This window comes from Caulobacter sp. 17J80-11, assembly GCF_014349105.1.
Classification (GTDB): Bacteria; Pseudomonadota; Alphaproteobacteria; order Caulobacterales; family Caulobacteraceae; genus 17J80-11.
The window spans coordinates 56,415-72,066 of record NZ_JACSJI010000016.1 but is presented as its reverse complement, the minus strand read 5'-3'; the positions used below and the strand labels follow the sequence as shown (position 1 = coordinate 72,066).

At 70.9% G+C, this 15,652-nt stretch carries 11 protein-coding genes; 3 read left to right on the top strand and 8 right to left on the bottom strand.

Annotated features, from left to right (window positions below):
* Positions 1-158: 158 nt before the first annotated feature.
* From H8B08_RS15335 to H8B08_RS15325, 3 genes are all read right to left on the bottom strand, one after another.
* The gene (locus H8B08_RS15335; protein WP_187451067.1) at positions 159-1,322 is read right to left on the bottom strand and encodes a cystathionine gamma-synthase; all 1,164 of its coding nucleotides are present in this window, start codon (positions 1,320-1,322) and stop codon (positions 159-161) included.
* Between the two features lie 96 nt (positions 1,323-1,418).
* Complete coding sequence (locus tag H8B08_RS15330) at positions 1,419-2,825, bottom strand: cystathionine beta-synthase (RefSeq protein ID WP_187451066.1); 1,407 nt, start codon at positions 2,823-2,825, stop codon at positions 1,419-1,421.
* Between the two features lie 53 nt (positions 2,826-2,878).
* Positions 2,879-3,343: an OsmC family protein gene (locus H8B08_RS15325; protein ID WP_187451065.1), complete on the bottom strand. Its 465-nt coding sequence runs from the start codon at positions 3,341-3,343 to the stop codon at positions 2,879-2,881.
* A 117-nt stretch (positions 3,344-3,460) separates the two neighbouring features.
* Between H8B08_RS15325 and H8B08_RS15320 the strand changes: the two genes are divergently transcribed.
* The 3 genes from H8B08_RS15320 to pyk all read left to right on the top strand — a co-directional run bounded on the left by H8B08_RS15320 (position 3,461) and on the right by pyk (position 7,627).
* Complete coding sequence (locus tag H8B08_RS15320) at positions 3,461-4,144, top strand: SDR family oxidoreductase (RefSeq protein WP_187451064.1); 684 nt, start codon at positions 3,461-3,463, stop codon at positions 4,142-4,144.
* A gap of 44 nt (positions 4,145-4,188) precedes the next feature.
* Entirely contained in the window at positions 4,189-6,138 is a 1,950-nt protein-coding gene (locus tag H8B08_RS15315) for a M1 family metallopeptidase (RefSeq protein ID WP_187451063.1), read from the top strand.
* Between the two features lie 64 nt (positions 6,139-6,202).
* Positions 6,203-7,627, top strand: a complete 1,425-nt coding sequence (pyk, locus tag H8B08_RS15310; protein WP_187451062.1) for a pyruvate kinase — start codon at positions 6,203-6,205, stop codon at positions 7,625-7,627.
* A gap of 39 nt (positions 7,628-7,666) precedes the next feature.
* Here the strand turns inward: pyk and H8B08_RS15305 are convergent, their stop codons facing one another.
* From H8B08_RS15305 to H8B08_RS15285, 5 genes are all read right to left on the bottom strand, one after another.
* A complete protein-coding gene (locus tag H8B08_RS15305; RefSeq protein ID WP_187451061.1) occupies positions 7,667-8,008 on the bottom strand; it encodes a DUF962 domain-containing protein in 342 nt (113 codons plus the stop codon).
* Between the two features lie 62 nt (positions 8,009-8,070).
* Positions 8,071-12,567, bottom strand: a complete 4,497-nt coding sequence (gene gltB, locus H8B08_RS15300) for a glutamate synthase large subunit (RefSeq protein WP_187451060.1) — start codon at positions 12,565-12,567, stop codon at positions 8,071-8,073.
* Positions 12,564-13,982 (bottom strand): NAD(P)-dependent oxidoreductase, encoded by a 1,419-nt coding sequence (locus H8B08_RS15295; protein WP_187451059.1) that lies wholly within the window; start codon positions 13,980-13,982, stop codon positions 12,564-12,566. The genes gltB and H8B08_RS15295 overlap by 4 nt, the downstream gene beginning before the upstream one ends.
* A gap of 207 nt (positions 13,983-14,189) precedes the next feature.
* On the bottom strand, positions 14,190-15,185 hold the full coding sequence (gene glk / locus H8B08_RS15290; protein ID WP_187451058.1) for a glucokinase: 996 nt from the start codon (positions 15,183-15,185) through the stop codon (positions 14,190-14,192).
* Positions 15,182-15,616 (bottom strand): host attachment protein, encoded by a 435-nt coding sequence (locus tag H8B08_RS15285; protein WP_187451057.1) that lies wholly within the window; start codon positions 15,614-15,616, stop codon positions 15,182-15,184. The genes glk and H8B08_RS15285 overlap by 4 nt, the downstream gene beginning before the upstream one ends.
* Positions 15,617-15,652 lie beyond the last annotated feature (36 nt).

Sequence of the window (15,652 nt, the reverse complement as noted above, 5' to 3'; positions counted from 1 at the left end):
AACGCAATTCCACGAAGAGAATGCGCCAACTGCTCAGCTAGAGGAGAAGCGGGTCACGAAACTGTCAAGCTAACAACAAGGTGAAGCGCCATTGACCATGTGGCGCCGTGTAACGGAGCCACAGGGTACGTAACGTCAGCTTTCCTGACGCAAGACGATCAGGCCCCGAACGCCTGCTCCAGGTCGGCGATCAGGTCGTCGCCGTCCTCCACCCCGACCGAGAAACGGATCAGGTTGTCGGAGACCCCGCCGGCCTCGCGCACCGCCTTGGGCACGGAGGCGTGGGTCATGATCGCCGGGTGGTTCACCAGGCTCTCCACCCCGCCCAGGCTCTCGGCCAGGGTGAAGATGCGGAAGCGCTCCAGCACCCGCTTGGTGCGCTCCAGGTCGCCGTCGACCACGCACGAGATCATGCCGCCGAAGCCGCGCATCTGGCGCTTGGCCAGCTCGTGCTGCGGGTGGCTCTCCAGGCCCGGATAGTACACCTTGGCCACGCCCGGATGCGCCTCGAGCCAGCGCGCGACCCGCATGGCGTTCTCGCAGTGGCGCTGCATGCGAAGCGCCAGGGTCTTCACGCCCCGGTTGGCCAGGAAGGCGTCGAACGGGCCCATCACGCCGCCGATGGAGTTCTGGAGGAACTTCACCTCCTTCGCGAGCTCCTCGGTGCGGGCCACCACCACCCCGCCGACCATGTCGGAGTGGCCGTTCAGGTACTTGGTGACCGAGTGCATCACCAGGTCGAAGCCCAGCTCCAGCGGGCGCTGGGCCCACGGCGTGGCGAAGGTGTTGTCGGCCACGGTCAGCAGGCCGTGCTTCTTGGCGATGGCGGCCAGGGCTTCCAGGTCGGCCAACTTCATCAGCGGGTTGGTCGGCGTCTCGACCCACAGCAGCTTGGTCTGGCGGGTGATCGCCGCCTCGACCTTGGCCGGGTCGGAGAAGTCGACATAGTCGAACGACAACCCGGCCGAGCGGCGGCGCACGCGCTCGAACAGCCGGTAGGTGCCGCCGTAGAGGTCGTCGCCGGCCAGCACGTGCGCGCCGGCGTCCAGCAGTTCCAGGATGGTCGAGGTCGCCGCCATGCCCGAGCCGAAGCCGAAGCCCTGCACCCCGTTCTCCAGGTCGGCGACCACCCGCTCGAACGCCTCGCGGGTCGGGTTCTTGCCGCGCGCGTACTCGTAGCCCTTGTTCACGCCCGGGCTCTCCTGGGCGTAGGTCGAGGTGGCGTAGATCGGCGTCATCACCGCGCCCGTGGTCGGGTCAGGATGCTGGCCCGCGTGGATGGTGCGGGTGGCGAAGCCGAGGCGGTTGGGCAGGTCGGCCATGACTAAGCTCCTACTTCTCCATTCGCAGGAGAAGAGAATGATCAGGGTCTCTCAGGGAGACGGGAGGAGCGGATGTAAGTACCCGCTCCGCTTAAACTAGGCCGCCGCCTGCGGATGCAGGCGCAGGTGGTTGATCAGGTCCACGCGGGTGATCAGGCCGACGAACTCCTCGCCGTCCAGCACCAGGGCCACCTCGTCGCGCTCGAACACCGGGACCAGGGCGTCCAGCGGTTCGGACGCCTGCAGGGTGTTGAGCTTGGTGGTCATGGCCGAGCGGACCGGCTGCTTGAAGCGGCCGTTGCGGGCCACCTCCTCGTTCTCGACCCCTCGCAGGATGTCGCTCTCGTCGAGGATGCCGACCAGGCGGCTGTCCTGCATCACCGGCAGCTGCGAGACGTCGGACTGGCGCATGCGGTTGTAAGCGGTCAGCAGGGTGTCGTCGGGGCTGATGGTGACCGCGCCGCCCTCCGTGTACTTGCGGAAGATCAGGTCGCGCAGGTCGCCGTGCAGCTCGCGGTCGGTCAGGCCCTGCTCAGCCAGCCAGCTGTCGTTGTAGACCTTGGACAGGTACTTGGTGCCGGTGTCGCAGACGAAGGTCACCACCCGCTTGGGCGTGGTCTGTTCGCGGCAGTAGCGCAGCGCCGCCGAGATCAGCGTGCCCGAGGACGAGCCGGCCAGCACGCCCTCCTTCAGCAGCAGCTGGCGGGCGGTCTCCATGCTCTCGCGGTCGCTGATCGAGTAGGCCTTCTTGACCAGGCGCATCTCGGCGTTGGTCGGGATGAAGTCCTCGCCGATACCCTCCACGGTCCAGGAGCCGGCTTCGATCAGCTCGCCGGTCTCGTGGTAGTGGCACAGGATCGAGCCGACCGGATCGGCCAGCACCATCTCGGTCTTGGGCGACACCTTCTCGAAGAAGCGGCCCAGGCCCGTGAGCGTGCCGCCGGAGCCGACGCCGACCACCACCGCGTCCACGTCGTGGTCCATCTGCTCCCAGATCTCGGGACCGGTGGTGGCGGTGTGGGCGGCCGGGTTGGCCGGGTTGGCGAATTGGTTGACGTAGAAGCCGCCCGGGATCTGCTGGGCCAGGCGCTCGGCCATGTCCTGGTAGTATTCCGGGTGGCCCTTGCCCACGTCGGAGCGGGTCACCCGCACGTCGGCGCCCAGCGCGCGCAGGTGCTGGACCTTCTCGCGGGCCATCTTGTCGGGCACCACCAGGATGGTCTTGTAGCCCTTCAGCACGCCCACCTGGGCGAGCGCCAGGCCGGTGTTGCCGGCGGTGGCCTCGATGATGGTGCCGCCGGGCTTGAGGTAGCCCTCGCGCTCGGCTGCGGCGATCATCGACAGCGCGATGCGGTCCTTGATGGAGCCGCCGGGATTCTGGCTCTCCAGCTTCACGAACAGCCGGCAGGGGCCGGTGTCGATGTTCTTCACCTCGACCATCGGCGTGTGGCCGATCATGTCGAGCAGGGTCCCGAAGGGCTTGGGCGCGGCGGCTTGGGTCATGCGCCTGACTTCACCCAACGGCAGCCCGATCGCAAGCCCCCCGATATCACCGGTCATTCCTTGCAGAGCGCGTCCATGGCCCGGAAATGCTCGTCGCGGTCGGCTTCGCCCGCGATCGCGAGGGGCCGCGTCTCGATCCGTGAGCCGTTCGCCAGCGTGTTGTGGACCGGGCATTTCTCGACGATCTCGAACAGGCGGATGGTCTGCTCCGGCGTCAGGTCGCCGTCGAAGGCCACCTCGCGGATGAACCGGTCGCGCGGCGGGCCCTCGCCAGTTTCGTGGCGGACCTCGACGCGCACCCGCTCCAGCGCGATGCCCTTGTAGTCGGCGTACATCCGCGCGGTCATGGCCGTGCAGGCGCCCAGCGCCGCGGCCAGCAACTCGTATGGATCGGGGCCCGATCCGAGGCCGCCGACCTCCACCGGCTCGTCGGCCAGGATGGTGTGGCCGCGCACGTCGATCTCGACCTGAAACTTGCCGGCGCGGGTTTCCGTGACTTCGACGGCTCTGGTTCTCATCGAGCTCTCCTAACGGCGCGCCAACCCCGGCGCGATCAGCCCCGTTCCGGCGCGGCCGGTTGACCTCGCGGCGCGGGTGACCCAAGCAGGGCCGCGTCGAAGGTGGAGAGGCGAAGCATGAGCGGCAAGAGCGTGGTGGTCACCGGCGGGTTCGGCGCCCTTGGACGCGCGACGGTCCGCGCCTTCCTGGAGGCGGGCTGGCGGGTGGCCGCAATCGACCTGGGCGAGGCCCCGGAAGGCACGCCGGACGGCGTTCTGGCCATCGGCGGCGTCGACCTCGCCGACCTCGACTCGGCCCGCGCCGCGATGGACAAGGTCGCCGGCGCCCACGGCGGCCTGCACGCCCTGGTCAACGTCGCCGGCGGCTTCCGCTGGCAGACGCTGGAGGACGGCGACCTCTCGGGCTGGGCCGCCCTGCACCGCATGAACGTCACCACCGCCGCGACCGCGTCGAAGGCCGCCCTGCCCGCCCTTAAGGCGTCGGGCTCGGGCGCCATCGTCAACGTGGCGGCCGCCGCGGCCCGGCGCGCCGCCGCCGGCATGGGCGCCTACGCCGCCTCCAAGGCCGGCGTGCTGCGCCTGACCGAGAGCCTGGCCGAAGAGCTGAAGGATCAGGGCGTCCGGGTGAACGCCGTGCTGCCCACCATTATCGACACGCCCGCCAACCGCGCCGACATGCCCGGCGCCGATTTCAGCCGCTGGGTGCAGCCCGCCGACCTCGCCGCCACCCTGCTGTTCCTCGCTTCCGACGCCTCGCGCGCGATCACCGGCGCCGAACTTCTGGTCGCCGGCCGCGTCTAGGGCCTACAAACGCGCAAACACGTTCTCCGGGGAGGAGACCTGAGATGACCCGTTCCACCCGCCTGCCCGCGCTGGCCGCCGTCTCGGCCTTCGCCCTGCTGGGGGCCTGCGCCCACGCGCCGAGCGCCGCCGCCCCGGCTCAGCCGGCCGCGCCCGCCCAACCCGCCACGCCCGCAACCGCACCGGCCGCCGTCATGGCTCACGACATCCACTCCTACGCCCGCCCGGACGAGGCGCGGGTGACCCACGTCGGCCTCGACCTGACCACCGACTTCGCCGCCAAGCGGCTGTCGGGCACCGCGACCCTGGACGTCGACGCCAAGCCGGACGCCCGGATGATCGTGCTCGACACCAAGGATCTGGAGATCCAGTCGGTGACGGACGCGTCGGGCAAACCGCTGCAGTGGCGGCTCGGGACCGCGCCGGCGGGCACGCCGGAGGTCATGGGCGTGCCTCTGGAAGTCACTCTGCCGGCCGGGACCAAGCGCATCGTCGTGCGCTACGCCACCTCGCCGAACGCGGCGGCCCTGCAGTGGCTGACCCCCGCCCAGACCGCCGGCAAGAAGTACCCGTACCTGTTCAGCCAGGGCGAGGCGATCCTGACCCGCACCTGGATCCCGACCCAGGACAGCCCGGGCATCCGCCAGACGTACGACGCGCGCATCGTCGTGCCCTCGGAGCTGAAGGCGGTGATGAGCGCCGAGATGCTCACCCCGAACGGCGAGCCGGCCGAGGGCGGTCACGCCTTCCGCTTCCACATGGACAAGCCGATCGCGCCCTACCTGATCGCCATCGCGGTCGGCGATATCGCCTTCAAGCCGCTGGGTTCGCGCACCGGCGTCTACACCGAGCCGTCCATGCTGGATAAGTCCGCCTGGGAGCTGGCCGACGTCGAGAAGATGGTCGAGGCGGCCGAGAGCCTCTACGGCCCCTATCGCTGGGGCCGCTACGACCTGCTGGTCCTGCCCCCGTCCTTCCCGTTCGGCGGCATGGAGAACCCGCGCCTGACCTTCGCCACGCCGACCATCCTGGCCGGCGACCGCTCGCTGGTGTCGCTGGTCGCCCACGAGCTGGCGCACAGCTGGTCCGGCAACCTGGTGACCAACGCGACCTGGGCCGACTTCTGGCTCAACGAGGGCTTCACCACCTACTTCGAGAACCGGATCATGGAGAAGCTCTACGGTCCGGAGCGCGCGGCCATGCTGGCCAACCTCGGCTGGCAGGACCTGCAGAACGCCGTGGCCGAGGCCGGCGGCCCGAACGCGCCGGACACCCGCCTGCACCTCGACCTGACCGGGCGCGACCCCGACGAGGGCATGACCGACATCGCCTACGAGAAGGGCGCGACCTTCCTGCGCACCATAGAGGAAGCGGTCGGCCGCGAGCGGTTCGACGCCTGGCTGCGCTCGTACTTCGACCGCCACGCCTTCCAGCCGATGACGGCCGAGGTGTTCCTGGCCGACCTGCGCGCCAACCTGATCAAGGGCGACGCCGCCCTGGAGCAGAAGCTACAGCTGGACCGCTGGGTCTACGAGCCCGGCATTCCCGAGAACGCCGTGGTCCGCCAGTCCGGCGCCTTCGCCCGCGTCGACGCCCAGGTCCAGGCCTTCGCCGCCGGCGGCCCCGCCTCGAAGGTGAACACCGCCGGCTGGACCACCCAGGAGTGGCAGCACTTCCTGGGCTCCCTGCCCGCCAAGATGACCCCGGCGCAGCTGGCCGACCTGGACAAGACCTTCAACCTGTCCAACCAGGGCAACAGCGAAATCCTGTTCGCTTGGCTGAAGATCGTCGTGAACAACCGCTACCAGCCCGGCGTGCCGGCGCTGGAGAAGTTCCTGACCAGCCAGGGCCGGCGCAAGTTCGTCCTGCCGCTGTTCACCGCCCTGATGAAGCAGGGCGACTGGGGTCAGAACCTGGCGCGAAAGATCTACGCCGAGGCCCGCCCCGGTTACCATCCGGTCACCAGCCAGTCTGTAGATGCGGTGGTGAAGTAACGCCCACGCTGGATCACCCGGCCGCGGGCTGGGTTTCCATCCGGTTCAAAGGAGTCCGCGTCCAGTGACTGTCCGCGCTCGCCGCGCCCGTATCGTGGCCACCCTCGGCCCCGCCAGCCGCGCCCCCGACATGGTGGTGCGCCTGGCCCAGGCCGGGGCCGACGTGTTCCGCCTCAACTTCAGCCACGGGACCCACGAGGACCACGCGGCCAATTACGAGGCGGTGCGCGCGGCCGAGGCGCAGGTCGGCCGGCCGCTCGGCATCCTCGCCGACCTGCAGGGCCCGAAGCTGCGGCTGGGCCGGTTCGCCGACGGGTCTGTGGCGCTGGAGCGCGGCCAGACCCTGCGGCTCGACCTGGATCCGACGCCGGGCGACAAGACCCGGGTCTCGGTCCCGCATCCGGAGATCTTCGCCGCGCTCAAGCCAGGCCTGTGCCTGCTGCTCGACGACGGCAAGGTGCGCCTGGAGGTGGTCAGCTGCGGCAAGGACTTCGCCGAGACCCGCGTGGTCGCCGGCGACAAGCTGTCCGACCGCAAGGGCGTGGCGGTGCCGGGCGCGGTCATCCCGCTGTCGGCGCTCACCGACAAGGACCGCGCCGACCTGGCCTTCGCGCTGCGCCTCGGCGTCGACTGGATCGCCCTGTCCTTCGTGCAGCGGGCCGACGACATGGCCGAGCTGCGCCGGCTCGTCGAGGGCCGCGCCGCCGTTCTGGCCAAGATCGAGAAGCCGGCCGCGCTGGAGCGTCTGGACGAGATCCTCGACCTCTGCGACGGCGTCATGGTCGCCCGCGGCGACCTGGGCGTGGAGGTGGATCCGGAAGAAGTCCCGATCGCCCAGAAGGTGATCCTGCGCGCGGCCCGCCAGCGCGGCGTGCCGGCCATCGTCGCCACCCAGATGCTGGAGTCGATGACCAACTCACCGACCCCGACCCGGGCCGAGGCCTCGGACGTCGCCAACGCTGTCTACGAAGGCGCCGACGCGGTCATGCTGTCGGCCGAAACCGCCTCGGGCCAGTACCCGCTGGAGTCGGTCGCGATGATGGATCGCATCATCGCCCGGGTCGAAGCCGACCCGCTGTGGCCCGGCCTGATGGACGCCGAGCACGCCGGCATGCAGGAGGCCGAAGTCGACGCTCTGGTCGCCGCCGCCCGCAAGGCCGCGGAGTCAGGTCGCACCGCCTGCCTGGTCGTCTTCACCACCCTGGGCGGCACGGCGCGGCGGTTGTCGCGCGAACGCCCTCTGCAGCCGGCGCTCGCCCTGACCCCGCGGCCGGAGATCGCCCGACGCCTCGCCCTGGTCTGGGGCCTGGAGCCCCGCGTCGGCCCGCAGCCGACCGGCCTGAAGGACCTGACCGAACAGGCGATCGAGACTTCGATGAAGCTGGGGATCGCTCCTCCGGGCCGGCGGATCCTGATCCTCGCCGGCACGCCTTTCGGGGCCCCCGGCGCGGCCAACCTGCTCAGGCTGGCGCACACGCCGAACCGGTGACGCAAAGGCGGGCCCTTCGGGTCCGCCTTTTTTCTTGGATCAGTTGCTGACGCCGTGGCGGCGCAGCTCGTCGTCCAGCCGGCCGGTCAGGGCCAGGCCGAACATGCGGAAGTCGCTAACGAACGACCAGGCGAAGTACTGCCAGGACGCCGGCTTGTTGCGTTCGATCAGCGCGTGGGAAATCCAGGCCGCGCCGTAGGAGGCGATCAGGCCGGCCAGGAGCCACCAGGGCTGGCGCGTTACGATTGCGACCACGAGACAGGCCAGCCCCGTGGACGTGCCCGCGTAATGGATCAGACGGGTCTCCGCCCTGCGGTGCTCCCGCAGATAGATCGGCCAGAACTCGGCGTAGCGGTCGACCTTGGGCAAGCCGATGTCCATGAACCCCTCCGGACGCTGACGAACTCACGCTAACCGGCGCGAGGTTTCCAGAAGGCGCCGATTCAGCCCGTCTTCGCCAGCGCCTCGCCCTGCAACGCCGCCAACTCGGTCGGGACCACCTCGACGAAGGCCGCGCGCGCCGCCGGCCAGTCCTCCAGCAGATCGCGCGCCAGGGTCGAGCCGGTCTCGCGCGCGTGCGCCTCGACCAGCGCCTTCAGCCGGGCCTCGGCCTCGCCCTCGGGCGCGCGCAGGAACACGCTCTGCGGATTGAGTCGGCGCGGCAACTCGCCCTGCGGATCGTGCACGAACACCGCCCCGCCGGTCATGCCGGCGGCGAAGTTCCAGCCGACCGGCCCCAGCACCACCACCGTGCCGCCGGTCATGTACTCGCAGCCGTGCGCGCCGAGGCCCTCGACCACCGCCGTCGCGCCGGAATTGCGCACGGCGAAGCGCTCGCCCGCCGCGCCGGCCACGAACAGCCGGCCGGACGTCGCGCCGTACAGGGTGGTGTTGCCGATCAAGGCCTGGCGCTCGCCCGACGGGCCGGTCGGGCGGATCACCAGGGTCGCGCCGGACAGGCCCTTGCCGACGTAGTCGTTGGCCTCGCCGATCAGCTCGATGCGCAGGCCCTGAACGGCGAAGGCGCCCAGGCTCTGGCCCGCCGCGCCGCGCAGCTGCAGGGTCAGGTGGCCGGCCGGCAAGCCGCTCAGGCCCCACTTGCGTACGATGGCCGAGGAGGTCCGCGTGCCGACCGCGCGCAGGGTGTTCCGGACCGTGTAGGTCAGTTGCATCTTCTCGCCGCGCTCGATCAGCGGGGCGGCGTCGCGCAGGATTTGGGCGTCGAGACCGTCCGGCACCTCGTTGCGCCCGGTGCGCTCGCGCCAGGACTTCAGAGGCTGGGACGCCACCCGCACCAGGAGCGGGTTGAGATCGAGGTCGTCCAGGTGCGCGCCGCCGCGGCTGACCTGGCGCAACAGGTCGGTGCGGCCGACAATCTCGTCCAGCGAGCGGTACCCCAGGGAGGCCAGGATCTCGCGCACCTCCTCGGCGATGAAGGTGAACAGGTTCACGACCTTGTCGGCCGTGCCGGTGAACTTCTCGCGCAGGCGCTCGTCCTGGCTGCAGACGCCGACCGGACAAGTGTTGGACTGGCACTGGCGCACCAGGATGCAGCCCATGGCGATCAGCGAAGCAGTGCCGATGCCGAACTCCTCGGCCCCCAGCAGGGCGGCGATCACCACGTCGCGCCCGGTGCGCACGCCGCCGTCCGTGCGAAGGCGCACGCCTTCGCGCAGGTTGTTCAGGGTCAGCACCTGGTGGGCCTCGGCCAGGCCGATCTCCCAGGGACAGCCGGCGTGCTTGATCGAGCTCTGCGGCGAGGCTCCGGTGCCGCCGACGTGGCCGGCGACCAGGATCACGTCGGCCTTGGCCTTGGCCACGCCGGCCGCGATCGGGCCGATGCCGGACATGGACACCAGCTTCACGCAGACCCGGGCGTCCGGGTTGATCTGCTTCAGGTCGTAGATGAGCTGGGCCAGGTCCTCGATCGAGTAGATGTCGTGGTGGGGCGGCGGCGAGATCAGGCTGACGCCCGGCGTCGCGTGGCGCATGCGGGCGATGAACTCGGTGACTTTGAAGCCCGGCAACTGGCCGCCCTCGCCGGGCTTGGCGCCCTGGGCGATCTTGATCTCGATCTCGCGGCACTGGTTCAGGTACTCGGCCGTCACGCCGAAGCGGCCGGAGGCGACCTGCTTCACCGCCGAGTTCGGGTTGTCGCCGTTGGCGTGCGGCCGGTAGCGCTCAGGGTCCTCGCCGCCCTCCCCCGACACCGAGCGGGCGCCGATGCGGTTCATGGCGACGTTCAGCACCTCGTGCGCCTCGGGCGACAGGGCGCCCAGCGACATACCGGGGGTGACGAAGCGCTTGCGGATCTCGTTGACGCTCTCGACCTCGTCCAGCGGCGCAGGCCCCCGGTCGGGATCGAGGTCCAGCAGGTCACGCAGCGACACCGCCGGCACCTCGCGCGCGGCCTGGGAGAACTGCTTGAAACGGCGGTAATCGCCGCGGTTGCAGGCGTCCTGCAGCAGGTGGATCAGCCTTGCGTCCAGCGCATGGGTCTCGCCCGAGGCGCGGGCCTTGAAGAAGCCGCCGACCGGCAGGGCCACGCGCCCCTCGGCCCAGGCCGCGCGGTGCAGCTCCAGCGCCCGCGTCTCCAGGCCGGCCAGGCCGATGCCCGACACGCGCGACGGCATGCCCGGGAAGAACTCGGCGACCAGGGCGCGCGACAGGCCCACCGCCTCGAACTCGCGCCCGCCGCGGTAGGACGAGACGACCGAGATGCCCTTCTTGGCCAGGATCTTGAGCAGGCCGGCCTCGATCGCGCCCTTGTAGTTCAGGCAGGCGTCGCGCAGGGACAAGGCGCCGTAGGTCCCGCGCTCGCGCCGATCCAGGAACACCTCCTGGGCCAGGTAGGCGTTCACCGCCGTCGCGCCGACGCCGATCAGCACGGCGAAGTAGTGGGCGTCCACGCACTCGGCCGAGCGGACGATGATCGACACGAAGGAACGCAGGCCCTCGTCGACCAGGCGCGTCTGCACGCCGCCGACGGCCAGGATCATCGGGGAGGGCACGCGTCCGGGCCCGGTCCCCTCGTCGCTCAGCACGATCTGGCTGCAGCCGGCGCGAACGGCCGCGGCCGCCTCGTCGCGGATCCGGTCCAGGGCGGCGCGCAGGGCGGCGCCCGCGGGCGCGCCCTCTGCCGGTTCGTCGAAGGTGCAGTCGATCACCGCGACGGAGTCGAGCCCGACCACGTCCAGCATGCGCTCGTACATGCCCGTGGTCAGGACCGGGCTGTCCAGCACGAAGACGTCGGCCTGGGTACGGTCCTGGGCGAGGATGTTGCCGAGGTTCTTGAAGCGGGTCTTCAGGCTCATCACCCCCGCTTCGCGCAGGGAGTCGATCGGCGGGTTGGTGACCTGGCTGAAGTTCTGGCGGAAGTAGTGGCTGAGCGGCCGGTAGCGGTCCGACAGCACGGCGAGCGGCGTGTCGTCTCCCATCGAGCCGACCGCCTCCTTGCCCTCGCTCACCATCGGATCGAGCAGGACATCCAGGGTCTCCAGGCTCATGCCGGCGGCCAGCTGCCGGCGCAGCAGGGCCTCGCCGTCCAGAAAGCGCGGCTCGGGGCCCGGACCGATGCGCGGCTCGAGCTCGACCACCGCGCGGAGCCAGTCGGCGTAGGGGTGGCGCGACGCCAGCTCCTCGACGATGCCCGTCTCGTCGTAGAAGCGGCCCTGCTCCAGGTCGACGGCGATCATGCCGCCGGGACCGATGTTGCGGCGGCGGGCGATGCGCTCCTCCGACACGCCGGTCATGCCGGCCTCGGAACCGACGATCAGCAGGCCGTCGACCGTCTCGGCCGCGCGCAGCGGGCGCAGGCCGTTGCGGTCCTTGCCGGCCACCACCCAGCGGCCGTCCGAAGCGCAGATCGCGGCGGGGCCGTCCCACGGCTCCATCACCGCGTTGCAGTAGGCGTAGAGCGCCCGACGGGCCTCCGAGGCCTCCTCGTCGACCGCCTCGGGGATCAGCAGGGCCTTGGCCATGGGGGCCGAACGGCCGGCCCGGACCAGCACCTCAAAGACGTTGTCCAGGGCCGCGGAGTCGGAGCCGCCGGGCTGGACCACGGGCTTCACCGAGGCCTCATGGTCGCCGAAGGCGTCGGCGGCCATGCGGATCTCGTGGCTCCGCATCCAGTTCACGTTGCCCTTCAGCGTGTTGATCTCGCCGTTGTGGGCCAGCATGCGGAACGGCTGGGCCAGCCGCCATTCCGGGAAGGTGTTGGTCGAGTAGCGCTGGTGGAAGATGGCGAAGGCCGAGGCGAAGCGCGCATCACCTAAGTCCGGGTAGAAGGCGTCGATCTGCTCGGCCCGGTACATGCCCTTGTAGATCAGCGAGCGGGCCGACAGGGACGGCATGTAGAAGCCCGGCAGGCGGGCCTGCTCGACCCGGGCCTCGATGCGCTTGCGGCACAGGAACAGGGCCCGTTCCAGCGCCTCGCCCTCCAGCCCCGGCGGGGGGGCCAGCATGATCTGCTCGATCTCCGGCCGGGTGGCGGCGGCGCGCTCGCCCAGCGCGGTCACATCCACGGGCACCTGACGCCAGCCGTAGAGGTAGAAGCCGAAGCGCAGGACCTCGCTCTCGACCAGGGTGCGGGCGGTCTCCTGGGCGGCCAGGTCGGTGCGGGGCAGGAACACCACGCCGACGCAGATCGGCCCCTCGCGCGGGGTGTGGCCGATGCGGCGGACCTGGTCGGCGAAGAAGGCCTGGGGCACGCCCAGCATGATCCCCGCCCCGTCGCCCGTCTTGCCGTCGGCGTCGACGGCGCCGCGGTGCCAGACGGCCTTCAGGGCGCGCAGGGCCAGCTCCACCACCTCGCGGCGGGGTTGGGCGTCGACCGCGCAGACCAGGCCCACACCGCAGGCGTCGTGCTCGCTGTCGGGGTCGTAGGCGCCGGCCTCGACCAGGCGGGCGCGCTCGCGAATGTAGTGCTCGATCGTGCTCACGCCGCCTGCTCCTGAACCCGCGCCTGCAGCCAGCGGTGGATCGCCGCCGCCGCGTCCTGGCCGTCGCGCACCGCCCAGGCGACCAGCGAGGGCCCGCGCACGACGTCCCCGGCCGCGAAGACGCCCTCCAGGCCGGTCATGAAGCTCTTCGGATCGACCCGCAGCTCGCCGCCCTTGCGCACCGCGAGCTCGGGCGCGCCAAAGCGCTCGGGCAGGTCTTCCGGCGAATAGCCCAGCGCCTCGATCACCAGGGTCGCGGGCAGGTCGAACTCGCCGCCCGGGACTTCCTCGACGCCCCGCCGGCCAGCCGCATCCGGAGCCGACAGGCGCATGCGCGCGCAGCGCACGCCGTCGCCCAGCAGGGCCTTGGGCGCGCCCAGCCACTCGAAGCGCACGCCCTCCTCTTCGGCGTGCTCCACCTCGCGACGCGAGCCCGGCATGTTCTCGCGGTCGCGGCGGTAGAGGCAGGTGACCGAGGCCGCGCCCTGGCGCACGGCGGTGCGCACGCAGTCCATGGCGGTGTCGCCGCCGCCGACCACGACGACGTGCTCGCCCTCCGCGTCGAGCCGTCCGCTGTCGTAGTCGGGCACCGTGTCGCCCAGGCCCACGCGGTTGGAGGCGATCAGGTACTCCAGGGCCGGGACGGTCGTAGTCGGGCCGAAGCCGGGTCCCGCGAGCGCCCGCGCCTGATAGGTCCCGACCGCCACCAGCACGGCGTCGTGGCGGGCCCGAAGCTCCTCCAGACTCACGTCGGCGCCGACGTCGCAGCTGAGCTCGAACACCACGCCGCCGTCGGCCAGCCGGCGTGTGCGCCGGTCGACCACGTCCTTTTCCAGCTTGAAGCCGGGAATGCCGTAGATCAGCAGGCCGCCGGGCCGGTCGTGGCGGTCGTAGATCGTCACCGCCCAGCCTTCAGAGCGCAGCCGGTCGGCCGCGGCCAGGCCCGCGGGCCCGGCCCCGATGATGCCGATGGAGGCGTCGCGTTCGCGCGTGGGCCGGATCGGCTCGATCCAGCCGTTGGTCCAGGCCAGGTCGCCCAGGTGGCGTTCGACCGACCCGATCGTGACCGCGCCCCAGCCGGACTGCTCCAGCACGCACAGCCCCTCGCACAGCCGGTCCTGCGGGCAGATGCGGCCGCAGATCTCGGGCATGGCGCTGGTGGCCGCGGCGAGCTCCCAGGCCTCGCGCAGCCGGCCCTCGCCGGTCAGGCGCAGCCAGTCGGGGATGTCGTTGTGCAGGGGACAGGCCGATTGGCAGAACGGCACGCCGCAGTCCGAGCAGCGCGACGCCTGCTCGCCCGCCGCACCGCCGGCGAAGTCGGCGACGATCTCGGTGAAGGCGCGCACGCGCTTGCCCGCCGCGGTCTTGGCCGGCGGCCGGCGGATGGTTCGAACGAAGCTGGGCGAGCGGCTCATGGACGCGTCCGGACTTTTCGGAGGCGGCATTTCGACCAGCCAAAAACGCAGCGGCAAGGGCGATTTTTACCTAAGGACGCGGAACGTGCCGCGCCTTGGGGTGAAAAATTGCAAGATGAACAAGCAGGGGAGAACGCCTCGCATCCGCGACTGCGGCCGGACGCGATCCCACGCCTGCAAACGCCGTTCTTCGAGGCCGGAAATTTTTTAGCGCCCGCGGGCCAGTTCGCTCAGGGCTTCGGCCGCACCGAGCAGGGTGGCCAGCGGATGGACGATCAGCCAGGTCGGGATCGCGCGCATGTAGTCGACGAATCGGCCCTTGGATTCGAAGCGGGCGCGGAAGTCGCTGCGCTCCAGGACCGGCAGGATGCGCGGCGCGATGCCCCCGCCGATATAGACCCCGCCTTCGGCCCCGACGGCCAGGGCGTAGTCGCCCAGCACGTCGCCGAGGATGGCGCAGAACCGCTCGACCGTGGCCAAGCAGGGGGCGTCGCCCTCCAGCGCTTTGTCGGTGATGGCCGCCGGCGACAGGTCGCCCGGATCGCGCCCGTCGATCCGGGCCAGGGCGGCGTGCAGGTTGACCAGTCCCTGCCCGGACAGGATACGCTCGACCGACACGCGCCCGAAGCGCGCCTTCAGGATGCGCAGAACCTCAAGCTCGACCTCGTCCTGCGGGGCGAAGCTGGTGTGGCCGGCCTCGCCGGACAGCGGCACGGCCTGGCCGTTCCGGCGCACCAGGGCCGAGGCGCCGAAACCGGTGCCCGGCCCGGCGACGGCGACGGTGCGCCCGGGCGGCGCCTCGGACGGCCCGCCGATCTGGCGCAGGTCCCCGCCCCCCAGGCACAGGGCGGCCATGGCCAGGGCGGCGTAGTCGTTGAGCAGCCGCGCTTCGCGGAAGCCGTGGCCCCGCAGGTCCGCTTCCGAGAGCGTCTTGTCGAGGTTGGTGAAGTGGATCACCCCGTCGCGCACCGGTCCGGCCACCGCCAGGGCGACCATCGACGGACGCCGCACCCGTACGGTGGCGAGGTAGGTGTCGATCGCCTGCTCGACCGAAGCGAAGTCGCGGCCCACGTAGGCGCGCGGCCGCATCACTTCGGGCGGCTCCTCACCCACGCGCACCAGGCCGAAGCGCGCGTTGGTGCCGCCGATGTCGCCGACCAGGCCGAGCCCGGCGGGATCGAGGGAGCCGCCGTCGTCGGTCAAAAGTGCCCCGAGAGCGCCTGCTCCAGTTGCTTCACCGGTGTGTGGACGTGGTCCTTGTCGACCTCGACCACGATCTTGTCTTTCAGCGGCTCGGAGGCGTGCTTGCGGAACATGCCCAGCGCGCGCGGGCCGGCGGCGACGATCAGCCGATCGAAGGCGCCCTTCTGGGCCCGGTCGGCCAACTGGTCGGCGACCTTCTGGATGAAGGTGCTCTCCAGCATCATTTCCGGGGTGACGGCCGGCTCGACGGCGCTGCGGCCCGGACCGACGCGGGCGTAGGTGATGGTGCGTTCGCGCTCGATGTCAGGCCGGTGCGGCCCGGACAGGCCCTCGGTCTCCAGCGCCTGGAGATAGCCGGTCTCACGATCGCGGGTGAACACGCGGGCTTCCGCGCCGTCGAAGGTCGCGACCCAAGTGGTCTTGCTTCCCATGTACTTACTCCTGACGCCTACGCCGGCAGACAACGC

Coding starts and splice junctions, on each gene's coding strand:
- H8B08_RS15295 (WP_187451059.1), bottom strand. CDS start 13,982: ATGAGCCGCTCGCCCAGCTTCGTTCGAACCATCCGCCGGCCGCCGGCC.
- H8B08_RS15320 (WP_187451064.1), top strand. CDS start 3,461: ATGAGCGGCAAGAGCGTGGTGGTCACCGGCGGGTTCGGCGCCCTTGGA.
- H8B08_RS15330 (WP_187451066.1), bottom strand. CDS start 2,825: ATGACCCAAGCCGCCGCGCCCAAGCCCTTCGGGACCCTGCTCGACATG.
- H8B08_RS15335 (WP_187451067.1), bottom strand. CDS start 1,322: ATGGCCGACCTGCCCAACCGCCTCGGCTTCGCCACCCGCACCATCCAC.
- H8B08_RS15285 (WP_187451057.1), bottom strand. CDS start 15,616: ATGGGAAGCAAGACCACTTGGGTCGCGACCTTCGACGGCGCGGAAGCC.
- H8B08_RS15325 (WP_187451065.1), bottom strand. CDS start 3,343: ATGAGAACCAGAGCCGTCGAAGTCACGGAAACCCGCGCCGGCAAGTTT.
- H8B08_RS15305 (WP_187451061.1), bottom strand. CDS start 8,008: ATGGACATCGGCTTGCCCAAGGTCGACCGCTACGCCGAGTTCTGGCCG.
- H8B08_RS15315 (WP_187451063.1), top strand. CDS start 4,189: ATGACCCGTTCCACCCGCCTGCCCGCGCTGGCCGCCGTCTCGGCCTTC.